At 63.2% G+C, this 26251-nt stretch carries 25 protein-coding genes and 1 riboswitch; of the genes, 14 read left to right on the top strand and 11 right to left on the bottom strand.

What is annotated here, in order from left to right:
- Positions 1–13: 13 nt before the first annotated feature.
- From gor to M3P21_RS12775, 5 genes are all read left to right on the top strand, one after another.
- Positions 14–1372, top strand: a complete 1359-nt coding sequence (gene gor / locus M3P21_RS12795) for a glutathione-disulfide reductase (RefSeq protein ID WP_249710432.1) — start codon at positions 14–16, stop codon at positions 1370–1372.
- A gap of 73 nt (positions 1373–1445) precedes the next feature.
- The gene (gene hflK, locus M3P21_RS12790) at positions 1446–2588 is read left to right on the top strand and encodes an FtsH protease activity modulator HflK (RefSeq protein ID WP_249710431.1); all 1143 of its coding nucleotides are present in this window, start codon (positions 1446–1448) and stop codon (positions 2586–2588) included.
- Positions 2588–3463 (top strand): protease modulator HflC, encoded by an 876-nt coding sequence (hflC, locus tag M3P21_RS12785; protein WP_249710430.1) that lies wholly within the window; start codon positions 2588–2590, stop codon positions 3461–3463. The genes hflK and hflC overlap by 1 nt, the downstream gene beginning before the upstream one ends.
- Before the next feature lie 121 nt (positions 3464–3584).
- Complete coding sequence (locus tag M3P21_RS12780) at positions 3585–3782, top strand: DUF2065 domain-containing protein (RefSeq protein WP_249710429.1); 198 nt, start codon at positions 3585–3587, stop codon at positions 3780–3782.
- A gap of 190 nt (positions 3783–3972) precedes the next feature.
- A complete protein-coding gene (locus M3P21_RS12775; protein ID WP_249710515.1) occupies positions 3973–5409 on the top strand; it encodes a Do family serine endopeptidase in 1437 nt (478 codons plus the stop codon).
- 263 nt (positions 5410–5672) lie between these two features.
- Here M3P21_RS12775 and M3P21_RS12770 read toward each other — a convergent pair whose 3' ends face one another.
- The 4 genes from M3P21_RS12770 to ftsY form a co-directional block, all read right to left on the bottom strand.
- Positions 5673–6341 carry a Crp/Fnr family transcriptional regulator gene (locus M3P21_RS12770; RefSeq protein ID WP_249710427.1) on the bottom strand — a complete coding sequence of 223 codons (669 nt, stop codon included), beginning with the start codon at positions 6339–6341 and terminating at the stop codon, positions 5673–5675.
- Between the two features lie 74 nt (positions 6342–6415).
- Positions 6416–7042 (bottom strand): inner membrane-spanning protein YciB, encoded by a 627-nt coding sequence (locus M3P21_RS12765; RefSeq protein ID WP_249710425.1) that lies wholly within the window; start codon positions 7040–7042, stop codon positions 6416–6418.
- A 16-nt stretch (positions 7043–7058) separates the two neighbouring features.
- Positions 7059–7961, bottom strand: a complete 903-nt coding sequence (locus tag M3P21_RS12760) for an EamA family transporter (protein WP_249710424.1) — start codon at positions 7959–7961, stop codon at positions 7059–7061.
- 86 nt (positions 7962–8047) lie between these two features.
- Positions 8048–9154: a signal recognition particle-docking protein FtsY gene (gene ftsY / locus M3P21_RS12755; RefSeq protein ID WP_249710423.1), complete on the bottom strand. Its 1107-nt coding sequence runs from the start codon at positions 9152–9154 to the stop codon at positions 8048–8050.
- A gap of 155 nt (positions 9155–9309) precedes the next feature.
- Here ftsY and M3P21_RS12750 point away from each other — a divergent pair, with 155 nt between their 5' ends.
- Positions 9310–9708: a hypothetical protein gene (locus M3P21_RS12750; RefSeq protein ID WP_249710422.1), complete on the top strand. Its 399-nt coding sequence runs from the start codon at positions 9310–9312 to the stop codon at positions 9706–9708.
- Here the strand turns inward: M3P21_RS12750 and xseA are convergent.
- Positions 9705–11192 (bottom strand): exodeoxyribonuclease VII large subunit, encoded by a 1488-nt coding sequence (gene xseA / locus M3P21_RS12745; protein ID WP_249710421.1) that lies wholly within the window; start codon positions 11190–11192, stop codon positions 9705–9707. The two genes, M3P21_RS12750 and xseA, sit on opposite strands and share 4 nt — an antisense overlap.
- 85 nt (positions 11193–11277) lie before the next feature.
- Here xseA and purD point away from each other — a divergent pair, with 85 nt between their 5' ends.
- Entirely contained in the window at positions 11278–12540 is a 1263-nt protein-coding gene (gene purD, locus M3P21_RS12740; RefSeq protein ID WP_249710420.1) for a phosphoribosylamine--glycine ligase, read from the top strand.
- 119 nt (positions 12541–12659) lie between these two features.
- Here purD and M3P21_RS12735 read toward each other — a convergent pair whose 3' ends face one another.
- Positions 12660–13448 carry an FG-GAP repeat domain-containing protein gene (locus tag M3P21_RS12735; RefSeq protein WP_249710419.1) on the bottom strand — a complete coding sequence of 263 codons (789 nt, stop codon included), beginning with the start codon at positions 13446–13448 and terminating at the stop codon, positions 12660–12662.
- Positions 13448–13771: a 2Fe-2S iron-sulfur cluster-binding protein gene (locus M3P21_RS12730; RefSeq protein WP_249710418.1), complete on the bottom strand. Its 324-nt coding sequence runs from the start codon at positions 13769–13771 to the stop codon at positions 13448–13450. Before M3P21_RS12730 ends, M3P21_RS12735 begins: the two co-directional genes overlap by 1 nt.
- A 243-nt stretch (positions 13772–14014) precedes the next feature.
- Here M3P21_RS12730 and M3P21_RS12725 point away from each other — a divergent pair, with 243 nt between their 5' ends.
- Both M3P21_RS12725 and M3P21_RS12720 read left to right on the top strand, forming a co-directional pair.
- Entirely contained in the window at positions 14015–14461 is a 447-nt protein-coding gene (locus M3P21_RS12725; protein ID WP_249710416.1) for a nucleoside deaminase, read from the top strand.
- A 107-nt stretch (positions 14462–14568) separates the two neighbouring features.
- On the top strand, positions 14569–15171 hold the full coding sequence (locus M3P21_RS12720; protein WP_249710415.1) for a pyridoxamine 5'-phosphate oxidase family protein: 603 nt from the start codon (positions 14569–14571) through the stop codon (positions 15169–15171).
- Between the two features lie 6 nt (positions 15172–15177).
- On the opposite strand, the gene M3P21_RS12715 is transcribed toward M3P21_RS12720, so the two are convergent.
- Entirely contained in the window at positions 15178–15873 is a 696-nt protein-coding gene (locus tag M3P21_RS12715; RefSeq protein WP_249710414.1) for a glutathione S-transferase N-terminal domain-containing protein, read from the bottom strand.
- Positions 15874–15900: 27 nt separating this feature from the next.
- A complete protein-coding gene (locus M3P21_RS12710) occupies positions 15901–16836 on the bottom strand; it encodes an alpha/beta hydrolase (RefSeq protein ID WP_249710413.1) in 936 nt (311 codons plus the stop codon).
- 134 nt (positions 16837–16970) lie between these two features.
- Positions 16971–17048: riboswitch (SAM riboswitch) on the top strand.
- 66 nt (positions 17049–17114) lie between these two features.
- On the opposite strand from M3P21_RS12710, the gene metZ reads away from it, so the two are divergent.
- From metZ to M3P21_RS12685, 5 genes are all read left to right on the top strand, one after another.
- Entirely contained in the window at positions 17115–18305 is a 1191-nt protein-coding gene (metZ, locus tag M3P21_RS12705) for an O-succinylhomoserine sulfhydrylase (protein WP_249710412.1), read from the top strand.
- A gap of 188 nt (positions 18306–18493) precedes the next feature.
- Positions 18494–19597 carry a GTP cyclohydrolase FolE2 gene (gene folE2 / locus M3P21_RS12700; RefSeq protein ID WP_249710411.1) on the top strand — a complete coding sequence of 368 codons (1104 nt, stop codon included), beginning with the start codon at positions 18494–18496 and terminating at the stop codon, positions 19595–19597.
- Positions 19598–19876: 279 nt separating this feature from the next.
- Complete coding sequence (locus tag M3P21_RS12695) at positions 19877–20650, top strand: hypothetical protein (protein WP_249710410.1); 774 nt, start codon at positions 19877–19879, stop codon at positions 20648–20650.
- A gap of 51 nt (positions 20651–20701) precedes the next feature.
- Positions 20702–22150, top strand: coding sequence for a TrkH family potassium uptake protein (locus tag M3P21_RS12690; RefSeq protein WP_249710409.1), 1449 nt, complete (start codon positions 20702–20704; stop codon positions 22148–22150).
- A complete protein-coding gene (locus M3P21_RS12685; protein WP_249710408.1) occupies positions 22150–23724 on the top strand; it encodes a 5-guanidino-2-oxopentanoate decarboxylase in 1575 nt (524 codons plus the stop codon). Before M3P21_RS12690 ends, M3P21_RS12685 begins: the two co-directional genes overlap by 1 nt.
- Positions 23725–23748: 24 nt before the next feature.
- On the opposite strand, the gene M3P21_RS12680 is transcribed toward M3P21_RS12685, so the two are convergent.
- Positions 23749–24420, bottom strand: a complete 672-nt coding sequence (locus tag M3P21_RS12680; protein ID WP_249710406.1) for a carbonic anhydrase — start codon at positions 24418–24420, stop codon at positions 23749–23751.
- Between the two features lie 52 nt (positions 24421–24472).
- Positions 24473–26194 (bottom strand): serine protease, encoded by a 1722-nt coding sequence (locus tag M3P21_RS12675; RefSeq protein WP_249710405.1) that lies wholly within the window; start codon positions 26192–26194, stop codon positions 24473–24475.
- Positions 26195–26251 lie beyond the last annotated feature (57 nt).

The following is a 26251-nucleotide window of genomic DNA, read 5'->3' as shown; positions in this document are numbered from 1 at the left end:
ATGAGGCAGAACCATGAGCTTTGACTACGATCTCTTTGTCATCGGCGGCGGCTCGGGCGGCGTGCGGGCGGCGCGTGTGGCGGCGGGCGAGACCGGGGCCAAGGTGGCGCTGGCCGAAGAGGATCGCTATGGCGGCACCTGCGTGATCCGGGGCTGCGTGCCGAAAAAGCTGATGGTTTTTGCCAGCGAATACCCCGAGATGATCGACGAGGCGCGCGCCTATGGCTGGGATGTCAGCCAGGGCGGTTTCGACTGGGACATGTTCCATGGCAAGCTGGCCGCTGAACTGGACCGGCTGGAAGGCATCTATCGCAACATCCTCAAGACCAACGGCGTCGAAAGTTTCGATCAGCGCGCGCGGCTGGTCGATCCGCATACGGTGGAGCTGGCCGATGGCACCCGCAAGAGCGCCAAGCACATCCTGATCGCCACCGGTGGCCGCCCCGTGGTGCCTGACTTCCCCGGCTCGGAGCTGGCGATCACCTCGAACGAGGTGTTCCACCTGCCGAAATTGCCCGGCAATATGCTGATCGTCGGCGGCGGCTATATCGCCTGCGAGTTTGCCGGTATCAAGAACGGGCTGGGTGTCGATGTGACACAGTATTATCGCGGCGCGCAGATTCTGCGCGGCTTTGATGACGAGGCGCGCGGGCTGGTCAGCGAAGAGATGTGCCAGAACGGCATCGACGTGCATCTGGGCACCAACGTGCTTGAGATGCACAAGGAAGGCGACCAGATAAGGGTCAAGGCCACCAATGGCGATGAAAACCTCTTTGACGTGGTCATGTATGCCACCGGGCGCGCGCCCAACACCGATGATCTCGGGCTGGAAGCGCTGGGCGTCGAACTGGGCCGCAAGGGGCAGATCGTCGTGGATGAATACAGCCAGACCGGTGTGCCCTCGATCTATGCGATCGGGGATGTGACCGACCGGGTGAGCCTGACGCCGGTGGCGATCCGAGAAGGGATGGCCTTTGTCGATACCGTTTTCCGGGGCAAGCCAACGCCGGTGGATCATGACCTGATCCCGACCGCGATCTTCACCCAGCCCGAAATGGGCACCATCGGCCTGAGCGAGGAAGCGGCTGCCGAACAGGAACCGGTCGAGATCTACGCGACTTCGTTCAAGCCGATGCAATCGGCCTTTGCGGGTCGCAGCGCGCGGGTGATGATGAAGCTGATCGTGTCCAAGGCCAGCCGCAAGGTGCTGGGCTGTCATATCGTGGCTCCCGGGGCGGGCGAGATGATCCAGATGGCCGGTATCGCGGTCAAGATGGGCGCGACCAAGGAAGATTTCGACCGCACGGTTGCGGTCCATCCCGTTATGGCCGAAGAACTGGTAACCATGCGAACACCGGTGCGCAGCGCTTGATTTGCACCGGCGCGCACACAGGTTAAGACTGACGCCGCAGCAACGCGGCACAACAGACGAGGATTGAACACACATGGCGGGCAACAGCGGTGGCCCCTGGGGGGGCGGAGGCTCTTCCGGTGGCGGAGGAAACCGGGGCAACAATGGCGGCGGGCAAAAGCCGCCCGAAGGCGATGGCCCGCAGATCCCCGAGATCGACGAGTTGATGAAGAAGGGCCAGGAGCAGCTGCGCGTCCTGATGGGCGGTCGCGGCGACAATCGCCGCGGCGGTGGCTCGGGCGGAACCGGTGGACCGGCGTTTTCGAAAGGCACGATCGGTCTTGGTATTCTGGCGGCAATCGGCGTTTGGCTTTTCGCCAGTTTCTACACCGTGAAGCCGGAAGAACAGTCGGTGGAACTGTTTCTGGGCGAGTTTTCGGGCATCGGCAATCCCGGCCTGAACTTCGCGCCCTGGCCCTTTGTCACCGCCGAGGTGATCCCGGTCACCAGCGAACGGAACGAGCCCATGGGCGGTGCCCGTGGTGGCAATGATGGCCTGATGCTGACCGGTGACGAAAACGTGGTCGATATCGACTATCAGGTGGTCTGGAACATCAACGATCCGGCGCAATACCTGTTCAACCTGCGCGACCCGCGTCAGACGATTCAGGCGGTCTCGGAATCGGCGATGCGCGAGATTATCGCGCAATCCGATCTGGCACCGATCCTGAACCGGGATCGCGGTGTCATCGCCGAACGGCTGAAGGACCTGATCCAACTGACGCTCGACAGCTATGGCAGTGGCGTCAACATCATCCGCGTGAACTTTGACAAGGCCGACCCGCCGCCTTCGGTGATCGACGCTTTCCGTGATGTTCAGGCCGCTGCGCAGGAACGGGACCGGCTGCAGAATGTGGCCGACGCCTATGCCAACCGGGTTCTGGCCGAAGCGCGCGGTGAAGCCGCGCAGCTTCTGGAAGAATCCGAAGGGTATCGTGCCCAACAGATCAATGAAGCCCAGGGTGAAGCCAGCCGCTTCAGCGCGGTTCTTAAGGAATACGCCAAAGCGCCTGAAGTGACGCGCAAGCGTCTCTATCTGGAACGAATGGAGCAGGTGTTGGGAGACGTCGACAAGATCATCCTTGATGATTCGAGTACTGGCGGCGGGCAGGGGGTTGTGCCCTATCTGCCGCTCAACGAGCTGCGTCGCAATCAGACCCAGCAGGAGGCGAACTGATGCGTAAAACAACGTTTCTCATACCGATTCTGGTGATCGCAGCAGTTATCGGCCTGTCGTCGATGTTCATTGTGGATGAACGTGAACGGGCATTGGTTCTGCAATTTGGTCGCGTAGTCGCGGTCAAGGAAGAACCGGGTCTGGCGTTCAAAATCCCGCTGATTCAAGAAGTTGTGCGCTATGATGACCGTATCCTGTCGATCGACGTGCAGCCTCTTGAGGTGACACCGCTCGATGACCGGCGACTGGTTGTGGATGCCTTCTCGCGCTACCGGATCACCGATGTCGAACAGTTCCGGCAAGCGGTTGGCGTTGGTGGCATCAGGACGGCCGAGGATCGTCTGGACAGCATTCTGCGGGCCGAAACGCGCGAAGTGCTGGGCTCTGTCAGCTCAAAGGATATCCTGAGCTCGGACCGGGCTGCGCTGATGCTGCGCATCCGGAATGCAGCTATCGCTCAGGCCCGCGCGCTGGGCGTCGAGGTGATCGACGTGCGCCTGAAGGCCACCGACCTGCCGACCCAGAACCTCGAGGCCACCTTCGACCGGATGCGCGCCGAACGGGAACGGGAAGCGACCGACGAACGCGCCCGTGGTAACGAGGCCGCGCAGCGCGTGCGCGCGCAGGCCGACCGGACCGTGGTCGAACTGGTCTCGGACGCCAAGCGCGAGGCAGAGATCATCCGCGGTGAGGCCGATGCCGAACGCAACATGATCTTTGCCGAAGCCTATGGCGCGGACCCGGAGTTCTTCGAGTTCTACCGCTCGCTCACGGCCTATGGCCGGGCGATCCAGGGCGGCAACAGCTCGATGGTGCTCAGCCCGGATTCGGATTTCTTCAACTACCTGAAATCGCCCAACGGCGCTGGACAGTGATCTGACAGCCAAAACCAAATCTCAAAGGGCCGACCCACGGGTTGGCCCTTTTCATTTTGGATTGCGCCGCGCTACGCATCACCGGCACAATGCGGCACTCTCTTGTGGATGAGGTATGCGAATGACCATGATCCTGATGGCTTTCGGGCTGGTGCTGATTGTCGAGGGGCTGGTCTATGCATTGGCCCCCTCGCTGGTCGAGCGGATGTTGGAAATGCTGCGCACGCTGCCGGATGCAGCGCGGCGACAGGTGGGCATCCTGTCGATGGTGCTGGGATTGATCCTGGTCTGGAGTGCCTATCAGCTGGGTTTCGGCTGATCTCGTCGCATCGGATGAAAACCGCGCGATCATACATTGCGGGCGGTCACAAACTGACTACATTACTGCCCAAGCCACCGGTTCCACGACCGGAGGGGGAAAACGCGTGAGGACAAGGAGAGCGCCCGTGAAGGCCGAGGCCCGTACCGTTTCACTCAGACAGAACAGCACGATCAAAAGGACCCGCCTGATGTGGCTGGCGCTGCTGAGCGTGCTGTTTGTGCTGGCGCAGACGCTGATTGCGCAGGCGCGGCCCGAAAGCCTGGCGCCGTTGGCCCAGCGGATCAGCCCTTCGGTGGTCAATATCACCACCTCGACGCTGGTCGAAGGGCGCACCGGCCCGCAGGGCATCGTGCCCGAAGGCTCGCCCTTCGAGGATTTCTTTCGCGAATTTCAGGATCGTAACAATGACGGCGAAAACGGTGTGCCCCGGCCACGTCGGTCCTCGGCGCTGGGCTCGGGCTTCGTGATTTCCGAGGATGGCTATATCGTCACCAACAACCACGTGATCGAAGGCGCCGACGAGATCGTGATCGAGTTCTTCCCTGGTGACGGCCAGCCCGAAGAACTGACAGCGACCGTGGTGGGCACCGACCCCAAGACCGACATTGCGCTGCTCAAGGTCGAGGCGGACATCCCGCTGAAATTCGTCAAATTCGGCAATAGCGACACCGCCAAGGTGGGCGATTGGGTGATTGCCATGGGCAACCCGCTGGGGCAGGGGTTCTCGGTGTCTGCCGGGATCGTTTCGGCCCGCAACCGCGCGCTGAGCGGCAGCTATGACGACTATATCCAGACCGATGCGGCGATCAACCGGGGCAACTCGGGCGGCCCGCTCTTCAACATGGATGGCGAGGTGGTCGGCGTGAACACTGCGATCCTCAGCCCCAATGGCGGCTCGATCGGCATCGGGTTCTCGATGGCCTCAAACGTGGTCACCAAGGTGGTCGACCAACTGCGCGAGTTCGGAGAGACCCGCCGCGGCTGGCTGGGCGTGCGTATTCAGGACGTGACCGATGACGTGGCCGAGGCGATGGGGCTGGACGAGGCCAAGGGCGCGCTGATCACCGATGTGCCGGAGGGACCGGCCAAAGAGGCCGGGCTGCTGGCCGGTGACGTGATCCTCAGCTTTGACGGGGTCGACGTGGATGACACGCGCGGTCTGGTGCGGCAGGTCGGCGAAACCACCGTCGGCAAGGCAGTGCGCGTCGTTGTCTTCCGCGAGGGCGGCACCCAGACGGTTCTGGTGACGCTGGGCCGGCGCGAGGATGCCGAGCGCGAGGAAACCGAAGAGGAAACCACCGAGGACGGCGCGCCTGGCGTCAGCGAGAAGGACGTGCTGGGCCTGACGCTTCAGGTGCTCAACGACGCTCTGCGTGAGGAACTGGGGCTGGGCGAAGACGAGACCGGTCTTGCAGTGACAAATGTCGACGAAAGCTCGGAAGCCTTCGAAAAGGGCCTGCGTGCCGGTGACGTGATCACCGAGGCGGGCCAGCAGAAGGTCACCTCGCTTGCCGATCTGGATGCCCGTATCGAAGAGGCCAAGGAGGCGGGGCGCAAATCGCTGCTGCTGCTGGTGCGCCGCAACGGTGAGCCGCGTTTTGTCGCGCTGAACCTCGAAGGCTGAGCCATTTGAAATATCTCTGAAACGGCCGGCATTGCCCGGCCGTTTTTTGTTGCGCGAGAGGCGGGGTGGCCGGATCGCCCCGGGCAAAAAAAGGCGAGCCATGCGCGGGGGCGCATGGCTCTTGGGTTTGGCACCCGGACGGGCCGAGCGACTGGGATCGTATCCGGTCCGCCGAGTAACCGCCTATAGAGTCACACGGCAACCGTGCCGGGGTCTGTGAACTTTTACACACCCGCTTATATTATTGCATTTTCTCGCGAAATTCAGATCTGCTCGGGATCGGCCAGTTCTTCCATCGTGTCGGTATCGAGGATTTCCAGCCCGCCCCGTGTCGCTTCGATGATGCCTTGTTTTTTCCAGACCGAGATGGTCTTTGACACCGCCTCGCGGGTGGCACCGACATATTCGGCCAGCTCGCTCTGGCTGAGGCTGACTGAGCAGTTGTCCTCGCTTTGGAGTTGCGCCAGATGCAGCAACTTGCGCGCCAGCCGGGTTGGAACGGTCAGGAAGACCTGTTCGTGCAATTGCATGTTGATCCAGCGCATCCTCTGCCCGGCCAGCCGCGTCAGGTCGACCGCCAGTTCCGGGTTGCGTCGCACCTGTCGCATCACGTCGGCATTCTGCACCTTGAGCACGCGGCAGGGTTGCGTTGCGGTAATCGTTGCGGTGCGTTCCCCCGGATCAAACAGCGCAATCTCGCCAAAAACCGATCCAGGCCCCATCAGATCCATCGACAGCTTGCGGCCGTTCTGCGACAGGATCGAAACCTCCATCATGCCTTGCAGAATGACATAAAGCGCATCGCCGGTATCGCCATGCTGAAACAGCACGTCGCCAGTGCCCAGCCGCGCTTCGATCGCTTCTTCTTCGAGCATGAGTTTGAGGCGATCGGATGCCTGAGCCAGAAAACCCGCTTCGGGTAGTGAAACCATGCGCAGATCCTCCCTTGCCCACCGGTCTAAGGGGCAATCGCGCAAAACTCAACTGTGCTAAGCGACAGAAACAGTCAGTCTTCGGATTTGCCGGCGCCATCGGCGTCGGGTTCGATCAGGAAACGCTGCAGCAGGCTGAATTGCATCATCAAAAAAGCCATCAGCGCCAGTGGAAAGCCGAAGGTTTCGATCTTGACCCAGGCCTCTTCCGACATGGTGCGCCAGACATATTCATTGGCCGCCGCCAGAACCGCGAAACAGCCGCAGAGGCGGCGGGTCAGGATCATCCAGCCTTCCTGCTCCATCGGCAGCATGTCGTTCAGGATATAGGCCAGATAGGATTTGCCGCGCAGCAGCCCGATACCCAGCAACACGCAGAATGTGCCGTAGACAAGCGTGGTCTTCATCATGAAGAATCGCTTGTCGTTGAAATAGGCGGTCAGCCCGCCGAAAAAGATCACGATGAAGGCGGTAAAGATCTGCAACCGGCTCAGCTTGCCGGTGAGCATCCACAGGATGGCCATCGCCACCAGCAGGATCGGCACAAAGATCAGCGCAGAGACGATAAAGCCGGAATATTCCGTGTTCCCAATGACAAAGACGTCATCCTTGATGCGCAGGTAGATAAAGAAAAAGGCCAGGGTCGGGCCCAGTTCCAGCACCTGTTTCAGAATCGGGTTGATGTCTTTGGTCTGCGTCATGTCGCGCCTTGCTCTGTTATCCGCCCATCTCAACTATCACGGCTCCCAGCGCGATCAAGCTCATCAATGCGATGCGGCGCGGTCCGACCGTTTCTTTCAGCACCAGCCAGCCGATCAGCGCGGCAAAGACGGTGGATGTCTCGCGCAGCACCGCCGCCTCGCCCACCTTGTCGAGCCGTGTGGCCAGCATGATCGACCCAAAGGATAAAAACGCCGCGATCCCGCCTGCGAATCCGCGCAGCATCAGCGGGCCGGGCGTGGGCGGATCGGCCATGTTGCGCCAGCGCAGCCAGGCGATGATTGGCATCCCGATCCCGTCGATCATGAAGAACCAGGCCAGAAATGTGAACGGATCAGCGGTGGCCCGGATGCCATAAGCGTCATAGGTGGTATAAAGCGCCACGAAAAGGCCGGTGGCAAAGGCCAGCGCCAGAGCGGTTGGCAGCGTCTCGCGATTGGCCTCGAGGTGGCGCAGATTGTAGATGGCCAGGCCGAAGATACCCATCAACAGAACCCCCACCCCGAGCCATTGGACGGGCGTAAAGACCTCGCCGAACAGCAGATAGGCCCCGATCACCGTAAAGAGCGGCCCGGTGCCGCGCACCACCGGGTAGACGACCGTATAGGCGCCCTTGGTATAGGCCTGCGCCTGCAGCAGCTTGTAGCCCATATGGATGACCCAGACGGTGGCGAAGATCGGCCACATATGAGCCTCGGGCCAGGGCACCACGAAAAGCGCGAAAGGGGCGGCCATCAGCATATAAGAGGCATCGATTGCCCCCCGCGACAACCAGGGATCATGGCGACCCTTTTGCAGCGCGCCAAACACCGCATGCAGGAAGGCAGCCATCAGCGCCAGCCCCAGCGCCAATTGATGGCCCGCTTCGGTGCCTTCGAGAGAGATCAGCCAGTCGCTCAAATGTCAGATCTTTGTGCTGGAGTGAGAGGCTGGGGGTTTCCCACCCTTGGACCCCCGAGGATATTCTTGGCCCGATGAAGGGCGGATCAGGTTTTGAGGCCGGTCAGGGCGGCGGCGAAGTCTTCGGGATCAAACGGCGCGAGATCGTCGATCTGTTCGCCCACGCCGATGGCATGGATCGGCAGGCCGAACTTGTCGGCCAGCGCCACCAGCACGCCGCCCTTGGCGGTGCCGTCCAGTTTGGTCATGACCAGCCCCGAGACATCAGAGATCGCCCTGAATGTTTCCACCTGCCGCAGCGCGTTCTGGCCGGTTGTGGCATCCAGCACCAGCAGCGTGTTATGCGGCGCGCTTTCGTCCTTCTTGCGGATGACGCGGACGATCTTGGCCAGCTCCTCCATCAGGTCGGCGCGATTCTGCAGCCGTCCGGCAGTGTCGATCATCAGTAGATCGGCCCCATCTTCCTGTGCACGGGTCATCGCGTCAAAGGCAAGGCTGGCGGGGTCCGAGCCCTCGGGCGCGGTCAGCACCGGCACTCCTGCGCGGTCGCCCCAGACCTGCAACTGTTCGACGGCGGCGGCACGGAACGTGTCGCCTGCCGCGATCACCACCTTCTTGCCGGCGGCGCGGAACTGGCTGGCCAGCTTGCCGATCGTGGTGGTCTTGCCCGAGCCGTTCACCCCCACCACCAGCACCACTTGCGGGCGCTTGGGATAGATTGGCATCGGGCGGGCGACCGGCTCCATCACGCGGGCGACTTCCTGCGCCAGCAATTGTTTGATTTCTTCGGTCGAGAGCTTCTTGCCGAACCGTCCCTCGGCCATGTTGGCGGTCACCCGCAGCGCGGTATCGACGCCCATGTCCGAGGCGATCAGCAGCTCTTCGAGCTGCTCCAGCATGTCATCGTCCAGGGTGCGGCGAATGATCGGGGTGTCGTCGGCCTTCTTGAACAGACGGCCCAACAGGCCCTTGGCGGGTTCGGGCGGTTCTGGCGTGGGCTCCGGCGGCGGTGGGGCCTTGGTGGGCGCGGGGGCTTCTGGAGTGGTGGCCTGAGGCACCGGTTCGGGCGCGGGGGAGGGTGCGGCGGGTGTGGTGTCAACCTCGCCGCCATCCTCGACGATCGCGTCCAGCCCCTCTTCCAGCTTCGAGGAAGATTTGAACAGGCGGTCCTTGAGCTTTGAGAATAACGCCATCCGGCCGGGTCCTCGCATTGGTTTTTCTTCACCTAATGCGGATCGCGCCGGGTTGCAAAGGGTCACGCGCGCGAGACCGAACGGGAAGCCGCGCAAAACTCCGCTTCTGTGTCCTGTGAGTGGCGGGCCTTGTCCTGATCTGCAAAGATCGGGCCATGTTGCGTCTTGTCCTGATTCTCGCCTGCTGTGTTGGTCTGCCCGTTCTGGCGCAATCCGACATGTCGGCGGAAGAGTTCGACCGCTATACCTTGGGCAAGACGCTGTTTTACGGGCAGGGTGGGCAGGCCTATGGGGTGGAGCGCTATTTGCCCGACCGCCGGGTGATCTGGTCGTTTCTGGACGGCGATTGCAAGCATGGCCTCTGGTATGAACGCGAGGACGGCCAGATCTGTTTCCTCTACGAGGACCGGCTGGACCCGCAATGCTGGAGCTTCAGTCAGGGCACGCAGGGCCTGATCGCCCGGTTCGAGAATGACCCGCAGGCCACCGAGCTCTATGAGGCCGAGGATATCGGCGAAGAGATGCTGTGTTACGGGCCGGATGTGGGGGTCTAGAACAGCGAACCCTGTGACGGTGGCCCCGATTTGGATTTCTTGACCGCAGGTCGCGCCGCATTGTCCCCGGTCGTCAGTTCGCCATCCGCAAACTCGATCTGAAGCGCGCCATGTTTCTCGGCCTGCGCCTTGCGGGTGACGACCGTGCCTTCGGCCCGCACGACGGCATAGCCGCGCTCCAGCGTAGCCTTGTAGCTGAGCGTCTCACGCAGCCTGTCAGTCGCGTCGAGCTGTTGCCGCAGCCGGTCGATACGCAGAGCTTGTGCCGCGTTCAGCCGCTCGGTCAACCGCTGCAACTGATCGCTGCGGGCCGTGAGCTCGCGCTGGATCGGCCGTGTGCTCAGGCGTGAGGACAGGTTGGTCCAGCGGTCCCGGCGGGTCTCGACGATGCCGCGCAGGGTGGCGGGGCGCAGATGGGCGGACATGTCCAGGAGCTTCACCCGCCGGTTTTGCACGCCGCGGATCAACGCGTTGGGCAGGCGCTCGGCGCTCTGGTCCAGCCGTTGACGCGGGCCATCCAGCAACGTGTCGGGGCGCGGCAGGGCGCGGGCCAGATCAGCCAGCCGCTGCGCCCGGCGCTGCACCGCGTCACTTGCGGCCCGACTCAGGCGTGCGCCTTGTTCTCCGGTCCAGGCCAGCAGGTCCAGTCGCACAGGGACGGCCAATTCGGCAGCGGCGGTGGGGGTCGGCGCGCGCTGATCCGAGACATAATCGATCAGGGTGGTGTCGGTCTCATGCCCGACGGCCGAAATCAGCGGAATCTCCGAACCCGCTGCCGCGCGCGCCACGCTTTCCTCGTTGAACCCCCAGAGATCCTCGATGGACCCGCCACCACGTGCCACGATGATCAGATCGGGCCGGGGCAGCGCGCCGCCGGGGGTAAGCGCGTTGAAACCTTCGATGGCGCGGGTTACTTCCGGGGCGCAGGCGTTGCCCTGCACCGCAACGGGCCAGATCAGCACCTTGCACGGAAACCGGTCGCGCAGCCGGTGCAGGATGTCGCGGATCACCGCGCCCGAGGGCGAGGTCACAACGCCGATGATCTGTGGCAGATAGGGCAGGGTCCGCTTGCGCTCGGGCGCAAATAGCCCCTCACTCTCAAGCTGTTTCTTGCGCTTTTCCAGCAGCGCCATCAGCGCGCCTTGTCCCGCGACGGCGACCTCGTCCACATTCATGTTGTATTTCGATTGCGCGCCAAAAGCGGTGAGGCGGCCGGTGACCACCACTTCCAGCCCTTCCTCGGGCACCACCGACAGCCCGGCGATCTGGCCTTTCCAGGTGGTGCAGGCCAGCACGCTCCGGTCGTCCTTCACGTCATAATAGAGGTGCCCGGACCGCGCCTTGAACACCCGCCCCACCTCGCCGCGCACGCGGATGCGCCCGAAGGTGCCTTCAAGTGTACGCTTCACCTCGCCCGAGATTTCCGAGACGGTGAATTCGGGCATGTTCTGGCCGGGGGTGGGATCGTCGAGAAGGTCGGACATTGCGCGCGCCTGTTGGTCTTGTGTCACTGCTCGGGCCAGCTTAGAACGCCGCGACAGCAGGGCCAAGCAGATCGGAGCGCATTTCATGAATATCCTCATCCTCGGTGGCGGCGGGCGCGAACACAGCCTGGCCTGGGCGGTGATGCAGAACCCCAAATGCGACAAGCTGATCGTGGCGCCGGGCAATGCCGGGATCGCGCAGATCGCGGAATGCGCCGATCTCGACATCATGGATGGTGGCGCAGTGGCGCGGTTCTGCGAAGAGAACGCGGTGGAGTTCGTGATCGTCGGCCCCGAAGCGCCCTTGGCCGCCGGGGTGGCGGACCGCTTGCGCGAGGCGGGTGTATTGGTCTTTGGCCCTTCGGCGGCGGCGGCGCGGCTGGAAGCCTCGAAAAGTTTCACCAAAGAGATCTGCGATGCCGCCAATGCGCCTACGGCCGCTTACGCGCGCTTCACCGAGGCCGAACCGGCCAAGGCCTATATCCGCGCGCAGGGCGCGCCGATCGTGGTCAAGGCCGATGGTCTGGCGGCGGGCAAGGGTGTGATCGTGGCGATGGATGTCGAGGCCGCACTTGAGGCAGTGGACGACATGCTGGGCGGTGCCTTTGGCAGCGCCGGGGCCGAGGTGGTGATCGAGGAGTTTATGACAGGCGAAGAGGCCTCGCTTTTTGTGCTTTGCGATGGCCGCGATATCCTGTCGATCGGCACCGCCCAGGACCATAAGCGCATCGGCGAGGGCGATACCGGACCCAATACCGGCGGCATGGGCGCATACTCTCCGGCTCCGGTGCTGAGCGCCGAGGTCGAGGCGCGGGCGATGGATCAGATTGTCCGGCCCACAATGGCCGAGATGGCCAAGCGTGGCATGCCGTTTCAGGGCGTGCTCTATGTTGGGTTGATGATCGAAAACGGCCAGCCGCGGCTGGTGGAATACAACGTGCGGTTCGGCGATCCGGAATGTCAGGTGCTGATGATGCGGCTGGGCGCGCAGGCGATGGACCTGATGCACGCCGCCGCCGAGGGCCGTCTGAGCGCGGCGCAGGTGAACTGGGCCGATGACCACGCGATGACGGTGGTGATGGCAGCGCAGGGCTATCCGGGCGACTACAGCAAAGGCACCGAGATCGGCGGGCTGGACGATCTGCCCGAGGACAGCAGCAACATCGTGTTCCATGCCGGGACAAAATCCCAGGGCGGGGCGGTGCTGGCGTCGGGGGGGCGGGTTCTTAACGTCACCGCACGGGGCGACAGCCTGCGCGCAGCGCGCGAGCGGGCTTACGAGATGGTGGATCGGGTCGACTGGCAGGACGGCTATTTCCGCCGAGATATCGGCTGGCGGGCGCTATGAGGCGATTTTGATCCAAGTGCCGGGCTGTGCCCGTCTCTATTGGTTTTGGCAGGGGCTTTGCCCCTCTTGGCCTGCGGCCAATTCACCCCAGGATAAATCTGGCCAGATGAAAACGCGGATCAGCAGGCCAGGGCAGAGGTGAGACTGTCGGGGCCGTGAAAGGGGCCAATGTCGGTTTTGATCCAAGTCTTGGTGTGGGACACCGCCATGACCCGGGACCAGTCGCCGCTGGCCATGATCAATTCGGGGCCGGTGCCGCAATCGCGCAATCCGCCGGAAATGAAATCCTCGCCGATGCGGTGATTGGTCAGACCCGGGATGGTGGCGATCTCGGTAAGGTCGCCGCCTTTGAACCGCCAGATGCGCAGGGTCTTGGCGAGGTGGGGGCGATCAATATAGGCGATCTCGATATGACCGTCACCATCCAGATCAGCCGCGCCGACGGGTGCGAGCCAGCGGAACGGAATGCCGATATGCGGCGTTTCGGCGATCTTGCCACCTGCGCCATAAAGCGCCAGCGCCGCGCCGAGAGCGATATCGGTTTCCACGACCATCACCGCATCGGGATGACCGTCAAGCGACAGATCAACCAGGCGCGGTGCGAGATCTTCGAATACATGGTCCGATGGTAGTCGAATCTTGACGGTCGCCGACCTTCCATCGCGACCCGCGTGGGTGAGGTGGAGGGCAGACCACTCCATCGCATCGCCCAGCACGCCGTGGGCATATGCCGCGTTGGGTTCCGCAAAGCGCGCTTCGATGATGACGGCTGGCGGCGACCAATGGGTGATATTCTGGGCGTGACCCTGCCCAATGGGAACGGCCAGCCACAGGCTCAGACCTGTCAGCGCGCCGCGGACCCATCCGCGCCACGGGCGGAGCGGTCGTCGCGGCACTTTGTTCGGCATCAGATCTGTTTTTCGGGCATCTGCACCACCAGCCCGTCCAGCGCGTCGGTGACCTTGATCTGGCAGGTCAGGCGCGAGCGGGCAGGGTCGGGTTCAAAGGCGAAATCCAGCATGTCCTCTTCCATGTCGTCCTTGGCAGGCACTTTCTCGACCCAGGCCGGATCGACATAGACATGGCAGGTGGAGCAGGCACAGGCACCGCCGCAATCGGCTTCGATGCCGGGAATGTTGTTGTCGCGCGCGCCTTCCATTACGGTCAGCCCGTTGGCGACCTCGACGACATGTTCGGTCCCGTTGTGCTCGATATAGGTGATCTTGGCCATGGACGTTCCCCTCCTGCGGCGGTGTTTCGGCAGAGTCCTTAGACAAGCCGGTGCCACGTTTCCAGCCTCAATTGCGATCCGGTGGCGCATCGGTGCGGTTTCTTTGCCGATTTTCCATGTTTGTTCTCATATCAGGCCGCCGGAGCAAAGGGCCCAGCGCGCTGGGGCTGGGTCGGCTGGTGGCGCTTGACTGTGGCGCCATTGATCGGCAGCGTCGGCTTTGAACAGGCAGGAGCTATTCAGATGATGACCGAAGAGGATCGACGCTTCCTGCGCATCGCTTATGACGAGGCACAGGCCGGGTTCGACGAGGGCGGCTGCCCGATCGGATCGGTGCTGGCGCGCGGCGGTGAAGAACTGGCGCGCGGGCGCAACCAGCGGGTGCAGCGTGGCGACCCCATCGCGCATGGCGAGATGGATGCGTTGCGCAAGGCAGGGCGTCAGAAAACTTATCGCGACACCACGCTCTATACCTCGCTGTCGCCCTGCATGATGTGCGCGGGCACCATTGTTCAGTTCGCCATCCCGCGCGTGGTAATCGGCGAGGCGGTGAATTTCGGCGGCAATGAGGGGTTTCTGCGCCAGCATGGCGTCGAGGTGGTGATCGCGGATGATCCCGATTGTATTGCGCTGATGAACCGGTTCATCGCGGAAAAGCCCGCGCTTTGGGCCGAAGATATCGCCGAGTGAATGGCCACTGAAACACGCCGCGCCAGCCATTGCAGCACAGCCCTGAGCCGTTGACCTCATTGGACAATTGAGACAAGCCATTCCCACAGGAACAGACGGAGCGCCCGATGCAGACTCTCACCCATATCGACGAGCTCGAGGCCCTCTACGGGGCGGCGGTACCGCGATCGCTGACCAAGGTCCGGACCCGGTTGACCCCGCTCTACCGCGCCTGGATCGACAAGGCACGTTTTGTGGTGCTGTCCAGCGTCGGGCCGGAAGGGACAGATGCCAGCCCCCGTGGCGAAGATGGCCCCGTGGTGCGGATCGCCGATGACCGCACCCTGCTGCTGCCTGACTGGATGGGCAACAACCGCATCGATTCGCTGCGCAATATCCTGCGCGACGGGCGGGTCAGCCTGATGTTCATGGTGCCGGGCTGCAACAACGTGGTGCGGATCAACGGCACCGCCGTGCTGACTGCGGATGCGGCGATTCTGGCCGGTTTCGAGAAATCCGGCAAACGCCCCAGAACCGTGACCGTCATCACACTGGGCGAGGTGTATTTCCAATGCGCGAAAGCCCTGATGCGCTCAGGTCTTTGGACCCGCGAACACGAAGGGCATCTGCTTCCGACCGCCGGGCAGTTCGTCAAGGAAGAAGACCAGAGCTTTGACGGAGAGGCCTATGACGCGGGATATGCGGAATATGCCAAGGGGCGCATGTGGTGACAGGCCTTAGCGTTTGAACAGCACCGATTGCGCGTCTTTGCCCTGGTGCCCGCCGCGCAGTTCGATCCTCAGGGACTGGCCTGCCTGTACCGCAGCCCGGTTGCCGACTGTCTCAAGCCAGCGCGCAAAGTGGGGTTTGTCATGCAGGACCTGTTGCTGACCTTCCCACAGGCTGGCCCAGGGCCAGATCGCCATGTCGGCGATGGAATAGAAATCACCGGCCACAAATTCGGTTTCGGCCAATTGCCGGTCCAGCACAGAATAAAGCCGGCCGACCTCGGTGCGGTAGCGATCCTTGGCATAGGGCAGGTCTTGCGGCGGCTCCATTAGCGGGGCGTATTTCAGGAAATGATGCGCCTGACCCGCCATCGGTCCGACCCCGCCCATCTGCCACATCAACCATTGTTCGACCGCGATCCGGTCGCGTTCGGTTTCTCCGAAAAATCGCCCGGTCTTGCGGGCCAGATAGGTCAGGATCGCGCCGCTTTCAAAGATCGACACCGGTTTGCCTTCCGGTCCGGTCGGATCGGTGATCGCGGGCATCCGGTTATTGGGCGCGATCGCAAGGAATTCCGGCTTGAACTGATCGCCCTTGCCGATGTCGACAAGGTGGAGCGCATAATCCAGCCCCATCTCCTCAAGCGCGATTGATACTTTCCACCCGTTCGGAGTGGGCCAGTAATAGAAATCAATGGGCCGCATCCGTCATCCTCCGCCGTCAATCGGGGATCATGACGCTTTCTGGAGGAACGGCAAGGATAGTTGCGGCAATGGCAGGCTCAGCAGCCGGGACCAGCGCGGTGCGACCGCCGGTGGCAGACCCATGCGCAACAGCGACAGGTCAAACCCCTCGGGCGCGCGCAGCAGGGCGTTGTAGAAACCCAGGGCACCCGGGCGCCGGTAGCTGGACCAGTGGCAGATGCGATGTTCCGGCCCGCCCACCGGCCCGGCAAAGCGCGAGATATGTTTCAGCGTGTGGCGGCAATCCAGTTGCAGCGTGACCGCGTTGCGCGCGTCCAGCCCGAAACCCAGTGCGCGGTCGCCACGCTCGGGCGGCGTGATCAGCCGTTCGAACAGGGAATCGAACAGATCGTTTTCGCGGCTGGTGACATTGATGAAGGCCGCCGCCTGTCCCGCGGGCGTGTCCAGCGCCGCCAGTGCCCGGCAGCGATAGGCGGCACCGGTCAGCGAGATGATCCGCGACAGCGCGCCCGGTGGCAGATGATGCAGCGCCTCAAGCACGAGTTCGATACCCATCGAGTGACCGATGAAATGCACCGGCCTGTCCGGGGCGATCCGGCACAGATGCGTGACAACCTCTGCCAGCGCGCGCCCGGCCTCGACCGCCCGCCGCCGCGCCTGCCACAGCCCGCCGCGCCCGTCCCAGCCAAAGGCGATCGCCAGCCCCTCATCCGCGTTGCCCTGTCCAAAGCCCAGGTTTTTGGGCCATTGGCAGGCGCGTCGGAGTGTTCCGGGACGGGGCAGGGCAAATATGTTGTCATGCGGGCAATGTCGGGCGTTACCGGGTTGGTATTTGCAGCCATGGGTCATCACGATCGCCGGACCCGCCCCGGTTTGCGCCCGTGCCAGCACATTTGACAGGGCCTGCGGGCTGCCATGCAGTGCGGGCCGGTCGCCTTGGGCATTTATCCTGATCAATGGCATGCGTCGCCTCACACAAGATGTTGTGGCTGCCTTCTGCTCGAAGCATATGAAACGAAGATGAATAAATGATTGCAAAGCTGTGACGATCCGTGTTGCGGGGTTGACGCTCTGCCAGGTGCGGCGTAAAGCCAACGCTCAGACGACGTGGCGATTTGTTACCGGATTGCGGGCCACGCTAAACAACACCGCTAAAAGGTCAGGATGGAAGCCCCCCTTTCGCTTGACCGCGTTTGGGGGTTTTTTATTGGCGCCGCAGGACCGGCGCGGAAGAGGACAAGATGAGCAAGAGCTGGAACAAGCGTACCCAGGCCGTTCATGGCGGTATCCGCCGCAGCCAATATAACGAAGTGAGCGAGTCGATTTTCCTGACCCAGGGTTTTGTCTATGACAATGCCGAACAGGCCGAGGCCCGGTTCATTCAGGCTGGCGATGACGAGTTCATCTATGCCCGCTACGGCAACCCCACCGTGCGCATGTTCGAAGAACGGATCGCGGCGCTGGAGGGGGCCGAAGACGGCTTTGCCACCGCCAGCGGCATGGCGGCGGTGAACGGCGCGCTAACCGCGATGCTCAAGGCCGGTGACCATGTGGTGTCGGCGCGCGCGCTGTTTGGCTCGTGCCTTTATATTCTGGAGAACATCCTGTCCCGCTATGGCGTCGAGGTCACCTTTGTGGACGGCACCGATCTGGACCAGTGGAGGGCGGCGCTGCGGCCTGACACCAAGGCGGTATTCTTTGAATCCATGTCGAACCCCACGCTGGAAGTCATTGATATCGAAGCGGTTTCAGAACTGGCCCATGCGGTGGGTGCGACCGTGGTGGTCGATAACGTGTTCTCGACCCCGGTCTATTCGCGGGCGATCGCGCAGGGTGCCGATGTGGTGGTCTATTCGGCGACCAAGCACATTGACGGGCAGGGCCGCGCGCTGGGCGGCATCATCCTGGGCACACGCGACTTTATTCGCGGCACCGTCGAGCCCTACCTGAAACATACCGGCGGTGCACTGAGCCCGTTCAACGCCTGGGTCATGCTCAAGGGGCTTGAGACCATGGCTCTGCGGGTGAATGCACAGACCGACAGCGCTCAGAAGATCGCCGAGGCGCTCGATGGCAATCCGGCGCTGGACCGGCTGCTTTATCCGGGGCTCAAGGCTCATGCCCAGAATGCGCTGATCCAGACACAGCTGGGCGGCAAGGGCGGCACCGTGCTGTCGCTGGACATCCGTGGCGGCAAGGACGCGGCGTTTGCGTTTCTCAACGCGATGACCATCCCGGTGATCTCGAACAATCTGGGTGATGCCAAATCCATCGCAACGCACCCGGCCACCACGACCCATCAGCGGCTGTCGGAAGAGCAGCGCAGCGCGCTGGGCATAACACCGGGCCTGGTGCGTCTGTCGGTCGGGCTTGAGGATACGGATGATTTGATCGCCGACCTGCTGGCTGCGCTGGCCGCAGCGCAGGCCTGAGCGGGCAGGGCAGGTGCCCCGCAAGGGGGCCTGCCAGACCCGCCCAATGCGCTGTCAGAGCGCAAAGCGTCGAATTGTGGCGATTTTCTGCGATCCGGTTTGCTATCGAACCCGTATACCAGCTAGATTAGGGCCTGCTGACGGTGCAAACCATCTCAAGCCACAGGCGAAAGACAGGGGACGGACCCATGAATTTCCAACCGCGCGATCTGGACGAGGCGCCGAACCGCAAGGCCGCAGAAGCGGCGCTTGAGGTGTTGCGGGCCTGGGCGACAGGGGCCACCGATGCCGAGATTGCGGCGCTGGACCCGGCGGTTGCACGGCTCATCCCTGGCCAGACCGGCCTCAACTATCCGGCACTGTCGCGGGATTACCCGGCAGATTTCAAAGCGGGCGACGCCTATCGCGCCACACTGCCGGATTTGCAGAACGGGCCGTCCAGTCTGATCCGGGGGGCCAGGCAGCTTATCCAGCATGTGGGAATCTCGAATTTCCGCCTGCCGGTCCGGTTCCACTCCAAAGGCGGGTCCGACCTGACGCTGGAAACTTCGGTGACCGGCACGGTGAGCCTGGATGCCGAAAAGAAAGGCATCAACATGTCCCGGATCATGCGGTCCTTCTACAAGCATGCCGAGCGCAGCTTCAGCTTTGAAACCATCGAGGCCGCGCTGGACGACTACAAGACCGATCTGGACAGTTTCGATGCCCGCATCCAGATGCGGTTTTCCTACCCGGTGAAGGTACAAAGCCTGCGCTCGGGGCTGGAGGGGTATCAGTATTACGATTTCGCGCTCGAACTGATCGAGGTCGCGGGCGCACGCAAGAAGATCATGCATCTGGACTATGTCTATTCGTCGACCTGCCCCTGCTCGCTGGAACTGTCCGAACATGCCCGCGTAATGCGCGGCCAGATGGCGACGCCGCATTCGCAACGCTCGGTGGCGCGGGTCTCGGTCGTGCTGGATCCTGATGCCAGTTGCCTGTGGTTCGAAGACCTGATCGCGCTCTGCCGCGAGGCGGTGCCCACAGAGACGCAGGTGATGGTCAAGCGCGAGGATGAGCAGGCTTTCGCCGAGCTGAACGCGGCGAACCCGATCTTCGTCGAAGACGCGGTGCGGCTGTTCTGCGCCGAATTGCGCGCCGACCACCGCATTGGCAATTTCCGGGTGGTGGCAAGCCATCAGGAAAGCCTGCACAGCCATGATGCGGTTTCGGTCCTGACCGATGGCGACACCTTTGCCTCCGACAGTCTCGAACCGCGCCTGTTCAGCACGTTGATACACGCTGGATAGCGCTCTGCCAGACACAGTTTGCCGATCGCCCGCCCACACGTGACGCTGCGGCGCAGCATTTTTTGCTGCGTCTGCTCGGTTTTGTCGATATACTCGGGGTCAGATCAGGTTTTGCGCCGTTGAGCATGATGTTCGCCGGGCAGGCCGATACAGGCAGAGGACGGCAATGCGAGTCATGAATTCAACGCCGGGCAATCAGGCCGGTGGCCTTTGCAAGGCCATTGCAACCTCCTCTATGTCTTCACTTTTTCCCGAATTTTACACACAGGGGAGCACAAAATGAGCTTCATCAAGACACCGTTGGACATTCAGATGGCCGCCATCCGCGTGGCAGGCCAGTTGATCGCGAATCAGCTCAAGATCGTCGAGCTTGTGAGCAGATCGGCGTTTCAGTCGCCGTTCTGCCAGATAAGCGCCATGCAGTTTGCAGCGGCGGAACCCGCCCCGGCACCTGCTGCCAAAGCGGCACCGAAAGCACCGGTTGCACCTGCCAAGCCTGCGCCTGCCGCCAAGGCCAAAGCAGCACCGGCCAAGGCCGAAGCGGTAAAACCCGCGCCCAAAGCCGAAGCACCTGTCGCCAAACCGGCCCCGGCCAAACCCGCGCCTGCTGCCAAGGCCGCTCCGGTCAAGGCCGAAGCCGTGAAACCCGCACCCAAAGCCGCAGCGCCTGTCGCCAAACCGGCCCCGGCCAAGCCCGCGCCTGCCGCCAAGGCCGCTCCGGTCAAGGCCGATGCCGTGAAACCCGCGCCCAAAGCCGCAGCGCCTGCCGCCAAACCGGCTCCCGCCAAACCCGCGCCTGCTGCCAAGGCCAAAGCCGCTCCGGTCAAAGCCGAAGCCGCGAAACCGGCGCCCAAGGCTGCAGCACCCGCCGCCAAGGCAGCCCCGGCCAAGCCTGCTGCCAAACCGGCCCCCGCCAAACCGGCCCCGGCCAAAGCTGTGGCAAAACCGGCTGCGGACACGGCCAAGCCCAAGTCCGAACCGGCTCGCGCCACCAAGCGGACGCCGTCCACCCCGCCGGCAATGCCCGCTGCCAAGGCCAATCCCAAGAGCTGACCCCGCGCCAGCGCTTGACAGCGAACCCATGGCGCGACAACGCTGCGCGTCATGTTGGACCTTCGCCCCGTCGGATATGTGATCGGCCTGCTGGTCGCCATTCTTGGCCTGACCATGCTGTTGCCGATGATGTCGGATTTCGCCGAAGGGCGGGGCGAATGGCATGTCTTTCTTCAAAGCGCCCTGATCACCACGCTGGTGGGCGTTCTGATGGCCATGAGCTGCGCCAATGGCGTGCGCGAAGGCCTGACCATCCAGCAGACCTTTCTTCTGACCACCGGCGTCTGGGTGGCGCTGCCGATCTTTGGCGCGATCCCGTTCATGTTCGGCGAGACCGAGCTGCGCTTTGTCGATGCGCTGTTCGAATCGATGTCGGGCCTGACCACCACCGGGTCGACCGTGATCTCGGGGCTCGACGAATTGCCACGCGGGTTGCTGTTGTGGCGAGGCTTGCTGCAATGGCTGGGCGGCATCGGTATCATTGTTGTCGCGATGGTGTTTCTGCCCGAGCTGCGGGTCGGCGGGATGCAGATCTTCCGCTCGGAAGGGTTTGACACCTTTGGTAAAATTCTGCCCCGCGCAACCGAAATCTCGTCCAGAATCTCTGTCGTTTATATCTCGCTGACCATGGCCTGCGCGCTGGCCTATGCGGCCTCGGGGATGGATGCGTTCGATGCGTCGGTGCATGCCATGACAACGGTGGCGACCGGAGGGTTCGCCAATTACGACGCCTCGTTTGGGGCTTTCCCGCCTGCGACCGAGTATGTGGCCGTTCTGTTCATGGTTCTCGCGGCGCTGCCTTTCGTGCGCTATGTGCAGATGATCGCGGGCACCGCCGAGCCGCTTTATCGCGACAGCCAGGTGCGGGCCTTTATCGGAACCGCGATGGTGCTGGTGGCGGTGTTGACGCTCTGGAACCTGTTGCAGACCCCTACGGCTGGCGAGGGGGCCATCCGCAAAACGCTGTTCAACACGGTGTCGCTGATGACCGGGACCGGATATGCCAGCACAGATTACATGGCCTGGGGCGGCTTTCCGGTCACCATGCTGTTCTTCATCGGACTGATCGGCGGATGCGCCGGATCAACTGCCTGCTCGATCAAGATCTTCCGCTATCAGTTGCTGTTCGCCTCGATTCGTGCCCAGCTTCAGCGCATTCGCCAACCCAGCGGTGTATTCATCCCGCGCTATGGCGGGCGCGCGGTGAGCCAGGATGTGTTGGGCTCGGTGATGAGCTTTTTCGTCTTTTTCATCGTCACCATGGGCATCCTGTCCTGGGGGCTGGGCCTGACCGGGCTGGATTTCACCACTTCCGTCTCAGGGGCCGCTGCAGCGCTTGCCAATATCGGGCCGGGCCTGGGTGACCAGATCGGCCCGGCGGGCAATTTCGCGAACCTTAACGACACCGCAAAATGGATGCTGACCATCGGCATGCTGATCGGTCGGCTCGAATTGATGGCCGTCTACGTGATCCTGACCGTGCAATTCTGGAGAGCCTGATGAAGAAACCGCTTGGGGCGCAGATATCCCATATGCTTGGCGACCGGGGTGTTGGCGTGATCTTCGGGATACCGGGGGTGCATAATCAGGAAATGTATCGCGGCATCGAAGAGGCAGGCATCCGTCACGTTCTTGCCCGTCACGAACAGGGGGCGGGGTTCATGGCGGATGGCTATGCGCGGGCCTCGGGCAAGCCGGGTGTGGCTTATGTGATCACCGGCCCGGGGCTGACCAATACAATGACGCCGCTGGGGCAGGCCTATTCGGATTCGGTGCCGGTTCTGGCGATCTCGTCCTGTCTGGAGGAAACCGCGTCGCGCAAGGGGCAGCTGCACCAGATGCGCGACCAGCGGGCCGCTGCCGCAACCGTCTGCGACTGGTCCGAAAATGCGGGCTCGGCAGAGGCGGCTTACGGCCTGATCGAACGCGCTTTTGAAGAGTTCGAACTGGCGCGGCCCCGGCCCAAGCACATTCAGGTGCCTATTGCGCAGCTGGAAACACCGGCGGAACCGGCCCCGTTTCCCAACCAGCCCGCGTTGCGCCTCAAGGCACAGGACCCGGATATTGCGCCGGTGCTGTCCCTGCTGAATCTGGCCCGGCGCCCGCTGTTCATTCTGGGCGGCGGCGCGCGCTCGAACCTGTGGCGGCAGATCGTGACGCAGCTGGGCGCTGCCACCTTCACCTCCTATGCCGGGCGCGGACTGGTCGGCGCGGGCTATCCGCTCGATTTCGGCGCAACGCTGGCGCGGCCCGGCAGCGCCGAGGTGATCGGCAGCGCCGATCTGGTGATCGCGGTGGGCACGGAACTGGCCGAGGTGGACCTCTGGCGCGACCAACTGGGTCATAGCGCCACATTGGTGCGCGTGGATCTGGACCCGCAGGTGCTGTCGGACCCGCAGCGCGCGCTGGTCAAGCTGCAGGCCGATGCAACAAGCTTTGCCAAGGCGCTCTGGGCGGCCACCGAAGGGGCCAAACCCGCCACCGGCTGGTCGGCTGACGAGGTGGCCAAAATGCGCGCCCGCTGGCGCGCCGAGGCGGATGCGGAACGCCCCGGTCTCTTGCCGGTGATCGACGCATTGCGCGCGGCGGTGCCGCAGGATGCGATGATTTATTCCGATATGACCCAGTTGGCCTATCTCGCCAAAGAGGTCTGGGACATGCATTATCCGCATCACTGGCATCACCCGACCGGGTTCGGCACGCTGGGCTATGCGCTGCCCGCCGGGATCGGCGGCGCCATCGCCCGCGCCGGCAAACCCACGATTGTGATCGCGGGTGACTACGGCTTCCACTATACGATGCAGGAACTTGGCGTGGCGGTTGAACTTGGCTTGAAACTGCCGATCATCATCTGGGACAATGGCAAGCTGAAAGAGATCGAGGACAGCATGCAGGCAGCGCAGATTGCCCCCAACGCGGTCATCGCCCGCAATCCCGATTTCTGCAAGCTGGCCGAGGCGTTCGGGGCGTCCTCAGCCGCGCCCGCCTCCCTTGCCGAGATGCAGGAGGCCGTGCGCGCCGCCTTCGAGGCCGATGGTCCCACACTCATCTACCTGACACCGGATATCGTCTGACGGGGCACCACAGGGCAGGTGGCCCTAAAGGAATTCCACCTTGCCAGTGGCAATGTCGTAAACCGCCGCGCGTGCAGTCAGGTCGCCGGTCTTGCTCAACTCCGACAGGATCGGGTCAGCCCGCTGCGCCTTTTCAGCGCCCAACTGGGCGTTGCGCGCTGTCGCGGCGGCCAGCAGGTCGGGTGGGTCTTCGCGCATGGCCTGCTGCACGGCAGGGCGGATCGCCTTCACCAGCCCCGGCAGATGGCCGCCCGGCATGGTTTCATCCCGAATGGCCGAGATCGTCGCCTCGACCGCCCCGCATGAACTGTGCCCAAGCACCAGGATCGTCGAGATGCCAAGCACCGTCGTGCCGTATTCCAGGCTTGCCAGCCCATAGTCGCTAATGACGTTGCCCGCCGCACGGATCACGAACAATTCGCCCGGCCCCTGATCGAAGATCAGTTCCGGCGCTACGCGGGAATCGGCGCAGCTGACGATGGCTGCAAAGGGCTGCTGCCCCAGCGCGCGGGCGCTGCGCCCGACCGAATGATCGGTGTTGACCGGCGTATTCGCCACATAGCGCGCATTGCCATCCCTCAAACGCCGAAGCGCGTCGTCCGGTGGAACCGCCGGGGATTTGGCAGAAACCGACCGCACAAACGGCGCGGCGGCCGCTGCCATGCTTGCGGTGATCAAACCCCGCCTGTTCAACATCAAAGACCTGCGCTTTTCCATCTTGTGGCGCGACGGCGCGCGCCAGCCTTCCTCAGTCCCAGCAGCTTACCAGAACGGTCATGCCATTTGCCCGGCGGTTCAGCTCATCCGGCGTAATATCTGTCGCGTCCGAGGCGCTCTCCACCGTCAGCCCTGACGCCTCCAGCACGTTGCGCAACGCCTGCGCATCTGCGGCAAAGCTCACATCGCGGGGCAGTTGCTGGCCGTTGGCCGGATCGGGCAGCAACATGCCCACAACAGAGCCACCGGTGTCGAAAACCGGCCCGCCCGCATCGCCTTCCTGCGGGGCCAGGGCCAGGCGCGACAATTCGACCTCGCCGCGCAGCCCGGCCACATCGGACAGAGTGCCGAATGTCAGCGTCGGCGCGCCCAGCACGCCTTCGTAGGAATACCCCGCAAGCGTGACCGGCGATTGCAGCTTGGGCTCGCTCGGGTGCAGTTCGGCCACCGCCATCGGGGCCAGTGGCTGGATCGGACGCAGGATGGCGACGCCAAGCCCCTCGTCCTGGCTGACGAGATCGGCGCGATAGGTGTTGTCCAGCGTGATCCGTGTGCAGTTCTGCACCGCCTCGGCCACGGTCAGCACCGCGCCGGACCGGTCCACATAAAACCCCGACCGCGAGAGGCGCGGTTTGCGAATCTCAAGCCCCGAGACCAGATCAACGCTTTGCGCCGCATCTGCCCCTTCGGCCGGATCAAGCGCGCCATCGGTGCGCGCAAAACTGGTCTTGATGGCCTGCAGCACGCGCGCCCTGCGACCCTCGTCGCCCTCGGGCCAGATCAGCGAGAAGCCCTTGATCTGACCATCGCGCAGGGTGGCCTCGGTATAAGACACGATGCCGTTGCCGCGCCCTTCGATGGTGAAGCTGTCCTTCCGACGCTGGCGGGGTCCGTCCAGCGGCACGATCTCCAGCGTCTGCATCACATCATACAGCCCGAACAGGTCGGCCCGCTCGCCCTGCTGGCTGATCAGCAGGACCCGCGCGCCCAGATCGCTTTGCGCGTCATAATGCGCGAATGGTGGATCATAGCGGCTGAAAGCAACCTCGCCCAAGGGCAGATCGACCGAGATCCCGGCCTTTTCATCCGAGCGGCGTGCCATGCCGACGCTCAGCAGCGGCGCGTTATACTGGTCCATCAGCACGATGCGCTGGCTGGTGGTCAGAATGCCGGTGGGCTCATAGCCGTTGACGCTCTGCCAGTCGGCCATCGAGCGGCGGGTGCCGGGCCCGAACGCCCCGTCGATGGTCGAATTGTAGAACCCTTCGGCCTTGAGCGCGGTCTGCAAACCGCGGCGTTCCGCAGCGCTGAGCTGTCGCTCGCTGCGTCGGGCCTGCGCCGGTGTTTCATCCGAGATCACCACGGGCGTTTGCACCGCAGGTGCTGTCGGGGCAGGGGTGGTCACCGCAACTGCACCGCCCTCGGGTGGCCAGAACTGCCGACCCAGCGAACGGGAAAAGGTAAGGAAACTGTCGCTGGGGATCTGCCGCTCGGCGCGGTAGACCCGCAGCACCTGCTCGGCATCGGCGCGGGTGTAGGGGCCAAGCATGATCCCGTACCAACCACCACCCAGCGCAAAGCCCTGCACATCGGCGAGGCTGCCGGAGAAGAACTGCGCGCGCTGCTCTGCCACCGGGAAATCGGAATGGGCCTCGATCTGGACCCAGACGCCCTCGGCGCCGGATTGCTGGGCCGTGGCGGCGCGCAGGCCAAAGGTGACCGCAAGGAGGAATGCGACGAAAAACCGGATCATGGGGGAACTCTTGCCTTAACTCTTGTCTGTTTCGTGCAACATACGCGGGAACCCACC

Source organism: Ruegeria spongiae (genome assembly GCF_023502395.1).
GTDB lineage: Bacteria > Pseudomonadota > Alphaproteobacteria > Rhodobacterales > Rhodobacteraceae > Ruegeria_C > Ruegeria_C spongiae.
Note: the sequence above shows the minus strand (reverse complement) of the source record. Positions and strands in the feature narration are given on the sequence as shown.

Bases quoted from the DNA above. Each gene is read 5' to 3' on its own strand.
- M3P21_RS12710 (WP_249710413.1), bottom strand. From the start codon at position 16,836: ATGCCATTGATCAGGATAAATGCCCAAGGCGACCGGCCCGCACTGCAT.
- M3P21_RS12770 (WP_249710427.1), bottom strand. From the start codon at position 6,341: ATGGTTTCACTACCCGAAGCGGGTTTTCTGGCTCAGGCATCCGATCGC.
- M3P21_RS12725 (WP_249710416.1), top strand. From the start codon at position 14,015: ATGATGACCGAAGAGGATCGACGCTTCCTGCGCATCGCTTATGACGAG.
- M3P21_RS12715 (WP_249710414.1), bottom strand. From the start codon at position 15,873: ATGCGGCCCATTGATTTCTATTACTGGCCCACTCCGAACGGGTGGAAA.
- hflC (WP_249710430.1), top strand. From the start codon at position 2,588: ATGCGTAAAACAACGTTTCTCATACCGATTCTGGTGATCGCAGCAGTT.
- M3P21_RS12685 (WP_249710408.1), top strand. From the start codon at position 22,150: ATGAAGAAACCGCTTGGGGCGCAGATATCCCATATGCTTGGCGACCGG.
- M3P21_RS12675 (WP_249710405.1), bottom strand. From the start codon at position 26,194: ATGATCCGGTTTTTCGTCGCATTCCTCCTTGCGGTCACCTTTGGCCTG.
- M3P21_RS12750 (WP_249710422.1), top strand. From the start codon at position 9,310: ATGTTGCGTCTTGTCCTGATTCTCGCCTGCTGTGTTGGTCTGCCCGTT.
- metZ (WP_249710412.1), top strand. From the start codon at position 17,115: ATGAGCAAGAGCTGGAACAAGCGTACCCAGGCCGTTCATGGCGGTATC.
- M3P21_RS12775 (WP_249710515.1), top strand. From the start codon at position 3,973: ATGTGGCTGGCGCTGCTGAGCGTGCTGTTTGTGCTGGCGCAGACGCTG.
- gor (WP_249710432.1), top strand. From the start codon at position 14: ATGAGCTTTGACTACGATCTCTTTGTCATCGGCGGCGGCTCGGGCGGC.
- folE2 (WP_249710411.1), top strand. From the start codon at position 18,494: ATGAATTTCCAACCGCGCGATCTGGACGAGGCGCCGAACCGCAAGGCC.
- hflK (WP_249710431.1), top strand. From the start codon at position 1,446: ATGGCGGGCAACAGCGGTGGCCCCTGGGGGGGCGGAGGCTCTTCCGGT.
- ftsY (WP_249710423.1), bottom strand. From the start codon at position 9,154: ATGGCGTTATTCTCAAAGCTCAAGGACCGCCTGTTCAAATCTTCCTCG.
- M3P21_RS12780 (WP_249710429.1), top strand. From the start codon at position 3,585: ATGACCATGATCCTGATGGCTTTCGGGCTGGTGCTGATTGTCGAGGGG.
- xseA (WP_249710421.1), bottom strand. From the start codon at position 11,192: ATGTCCGACCTTCTCGACGATCCCACCCCCGGCCAGAACATGCCCGAA.
- M3P21_RS12695 (WP_249710410.1), top strand. From the start codon at position 19,877: ATGAGCTTCATCAAGACACCGTTGGACATTCAGATGGCCGCCATCCGC.
- M3P21_RS12730 (WP_249710418.1), bottom strand. From the start codon at position 13,771: ATGGCCAAGATCACCTATATCGAGCACAACGGGACCGAACATGTCGTC.
- M3P21_RS12720 (WP_249710415.1), top strand. From the start codon at position 14,569: ATGCAGACTCTCACCCATATCGACGAGCTCGAGGCCCTCTACGGGGCG.
- M3P21_RS12735 (WP_249710419.1), bottom strand. From the start codon at position 13,448: ATGCCGAACAAAGTGCCGCGACGACCGCTCCGCCCGTGGCGCGGATGG.
- M3P21_RS12680 (WP_249710406.1), bottom strand. From the start codon at position 24,420: ATGTTGAACAGGCGGGGTTTGATCACCGCAAGCATGGCAGCGGCCGCC.
- purD (WP_249710420.1), top strand. From the start codon at position 11,278: ATGAATATCCTCATCCTCGGTGGCGGCGGGCGCGAACACAGCCTGGCC.
- M3P21_RS12690 (WP_249710409.1), top strand. From the start codon at position 20,702: ATGTTGGACCTTCGCCCCGTCGGATATGTGATCGGCCTGCTGGTCGCC.
- M3P21_RS12765 (WP_249710425.1), bottom strand. From the start codon at position 7,042: ATGACGCAGACCAAAGACATCAACCCGATTCTGAAACAGGTGCTGGAA.